7 protein-coding genes are annotated in these 2884 nt (G+C 71.0%); 4 read left to right on the forward strand and 3 right to left on the reverse strand.

The window, feature by feature from the left end; all coding sequences use genetic code 11:
* The 4 genes from VHK87_RS09970 to VHK87_RS09985 form a co-directional block, all read left to right on the forward strand.
* A partial coding sequence (locus tag VHK87_RS09970; RefSeq protein ID WP_329634745.1) for a hypothetical protein occupies positions 1–228 on the forward strand: 228 nt, incomplete at its 5' end.
* Positions 225–446: a hypothetical protein gene (locus VHK87_RS09975; RefSeq protein ID WP_329634746.1), complete on the forward strand. Its 222-nt coding sequence runs from the start codon at positions 225–227 to the stop codon at positions 444–446. The genes VHK87_RS09970 and VHK87_RS09975, both read left to right, overlap by 4 nt.
* 65 nt (positions 447–511) lie before the next feature.
* A complete protein-coding gene (locus tag VHK87_RS09980) occupies positions 512–940 on the forward strand; it encodes a hypothetical protein (protein WP_329634747.1) in 429 nt (142 codons plus the stop codon).
* A gap of 72 nt (positions 941–1012) precedes the next feature.
* Positions 1013–1186 (forward strand): hypothetical protein, encoded by a 174-nt coding sequence (locus tag VHK87_RS09985; protein WP_329634748.1) that lies wholly within the window; start codon positions 1013–1015, stop codon positions 1184–1186.
* 22 nt (positions 1187–1208) lie between these two features.
* Here the strand turns inward: VHK87_RS09985 and VHK87_RS09990 are convergent, their stop codons facing one another.
* The 3 genes from VHK87_RS09990 to VHK87_RS10000 all read right to left on the reverse strand — a co-directional run.
* Positions 1209–2033 carry a thioesterase family protein gene (locus tag VHK87_RS09990; RefSeq protein WP_329634749.1) on the reverse strand — a complete coding sequence of 275 codons (825 nt, stop codon included), beginning with the start codon at positions 2031–2033 and terminating at the stop codon, positions 1209–1211.
* 112 nt (positions 2034–2145) lie between these two features.
* Positions 2146–2394: a hypothetical protein gene (locus tag VHK87_RS09995; protein ID WP_329634750.1), complete on the reverse strand. Its 249-nt coding sequence runs from the start codon at positions 2392–2394 to the stop codon at positions 2146–2148.
* Positions 2395–2469: 75 nt separating this feature from the next.
* Positions 2470–2884, reverse strand: a 415-nt coding sequence (locus VHK87_RS10000; protein ID WP_329634751.1) for an ATP-binding cassette domain-containing protein, incomplete at its 5' end; no start/stop codon positions are given.

The following is a 2884-nucleotide window of genomic DNA, read 5'->3' on the forward strand; positions in this document are numbered from 1 at the left end:
GGATACCTGCTCTGCGTCACCGGCCCCGACGGGGTCGGCGAGACCGCCCCGCTGGAGGTCGAGAGCGACCGCCAGGCGGTCAACGTCGCCTTCCTGGGCTGCTCCACCTTCGGCCACTCGCTGTGGTCGAACGGCCGGTTCCTCGGCGCCTTCGCCCCCGGTGACGGGCGCATCGCCCACACCCGCCGCTCCTTCTTCCCGCCCCCTTCGGAGTCCCACCACACATGAAACGCCACCGAGAGAACGCCGACCAGTACCGCGCCCTCGCCGCCCTCGCCCGCAGCCAGGGCCAGGCCAGCGCCCTGGGCAACGTCAACGAAGCCCACGGCCGCGCCGCCGCCCGCTGGGACGCCCTGGCCGCGCTGGAGGACATGTACCTCGCCCACGCCGAGGCCCGGGGCGGACGGCCCGTGACCTGGACGGGGCCGCTGTCACGCGTGGGCTGACGCTTCGCCCTCGCGTCCGCCGCTGGGCGCTCGCCAGGGCCGCCCTTCCACGCTAGGCCTCCCTCATGTCCACCAGACCCGTCCTCCGCCGCCTCATCGACCTGCCCGGCGTCGCCGACCTGGAGTTCCGGGCGGTGATGAAGCGCGAGTTCGCGGAGCCCGAGGCCCGCGCCGAGTTCCCCGAGCTGGACGCCTGCTCGCGCGCCCTCTTCGGCCTCACCGCCGACGAGGCGGAGGCGGTTCCGCGGCCGGCCGGCTGGGACGGGGTCGAGACCCAGCCCATGCCGAAGCAGGTCTTCGCCTTCGAGGACGCCGGCTGGGACGTGACCGACGACAAGCGCCGGCCCTTGCGGATCCTCGGGCACTTCAATCAGCAGCTCTGGCTCGCCCTGCGCGGCGTGGCCGGCGAGCTGCCCTTCCAGGTGCAGGCGGAGGCGCCCGAGCGCTGGGCCTCCGACCTGGCGGCCGAGGCCGCCCGCTTCAGGAAACGCTAAGCCGCCGCAGCGAATGCTGCCATGGAAGGGATAGCGCGCTGACGAGCGCCGCCCGGCCCCGGAGAGATCGCCATGAACAAGCCGCCCCCCCGGCGCCCCGACGCCAAGGGCGCCTCGCCCGCCAATTCCAAGACCTACGCCGCGCCGACCCCGAGGGTCTCGCGCCAGAAGAAGGCCAAGGTGCTGACCTACGCCGAGCGAGCCGCCTTCATCGCCTCCCGCCCGGACCTCAAGCCCAAGGGCTAGCTGCTGAGGGCTGGCTGGACCCTCACTCCGGGGACAAACTCCGGTACTCCCGATACCAGAGCAGCTGTTCGCTCGTCGCCAGGAGCTTGCCGTCGCGCCGCCAGTAGCTGGACCGCTCGTCGGTTGCGCCGCCGCCGCCCACGCGGCCCTCGTATTCGACGAGCAGATAGTCCTCACCCGCAGCGGCGATCTCTTCGGCGGTGGCGTGCAGGTAGATGGTGAGGGTCACGGTCGTGGTCATGACGGTATGGCCGAGGGCGTAGAAGGCCCGTGGCGGTGAACTGTCGGTCAGCATGCCCAGCAGAATCTTGGTCCACGGACCAAGCTTGGGTCGCACCCAGGCCATAGACCGCGAGCTCGGTGCAGGCTCGATCGGAAAGGTCTCGGAGGTTCGGCGCTCGAACGCCCGGCTGCCGAAGTGCTGCGACCCGCCAGGACGCGCCTGCGAGGGCAGGCCGTCCGGATCGGGCGCGTCCGGCATCCGCGCAAAGGCGAAGGGCGGCGTGGCGGGTCGCCTGGCCATCGTCACGATGGCGTGGACGCTGACCTCCGTCGCGCCCGCCGGCCGCAGCTCGACCTCCCAGACCCCGACAGAGCCGCCCTGGCGCAATCGGCGCGTCCGCACCTCGACGGTGCCGGCCCTCAGGCCCGCCACGTAGGTAAGTGTGATGGACAGCGGCTCGCCCTGCGCCTCCGGCTCGGCCGCCACAACGGCGAGGCACAGGCCGATCGAATAGCCCCCCCAGAGCGGCCCGTTCGGATTTCGCCACTCCGCTCCCGCTTCCGTCGTCCAGACCCCGTCGCCGAGAGACGTCAGGGGAAAGAGTGCGTCGTTCAAGATCGTCATGCCGCGGCTCTACCGCGAGCACGCCCGTCTAGGAAGATCAGCGCTGATTGGGCAAGCCGCGGAACGGCGCTTGCCGCGCCTCGGTCGCCAGAGCAACGGCCGGGCGCGGGGCTCAGGCCTCGGTGAACGGATGCGGCAGCTCGCCGGACCGGAACAGGATCACCGGGTTCTCGTCATAGTCGCCAAGCTCGGTGTCCGCCGTCGCCGAGAACGCCACCACGCCCGCTCGCAGCGGCCCCAGCCGCTCGGCCTTGCGCCGCGCCTCCTCGGCGCTCTTGCAGCCCACCTGCTGCTCGGCCTTCAGCCCCCGGCCCCGCCCGCGGACGTAGGACTGCACGATGTAGACGGTTTCACTGGCCATGGACGTTCAGGCGCTTGTTCGGGAGCGGCGTCAATTGACGGGGCGGTCGCTTCGACATGGCCGCAGCCGTCGCCGCTATCCTCCCGGGTGCAGTCCCGGCGCTTCCTGGCCCGTGCGGGCGACATATTCGGTGTAGCCGCCGCCGTACTGATGAACCCCCTCGGGCGTCAGCTCCAGCACGCGGTTCGACAGGGCCGCGAGGAAATGGCGGTCGTGCGAGACGAAGAGCATGGTCCCTTCGAAGTTCTCCAGGGCGGCGACCAGCATCTCCTTGGTCGCCATGTCGAGATGGTTGGTCGGCTCGTCGAGGACCAGCAGGTTCGGCGGATCGAACAGCATCTTGGCCATGACCAGCCGCGCCTTCTCGCCGCCGGACAACACGCGGCAGGGCTTTTCGACGTCGTCGCCGGAGAAGCCAAAGCATCCCGCCAGGGTGCGTAGCGCGCCCTGACCCGCCTGCGGGAACGAGCCCTCCAGAGACTCGAAGATC

This window comes from Phenylobacterium sp. (genome assembly GCF_036263695.1).
Classification (GTDB): Bacteria; Pseudomonadota; Alphaproteobacteria; order Caulobacterales; family Caulobacteraceae; genus Phenylobacterium.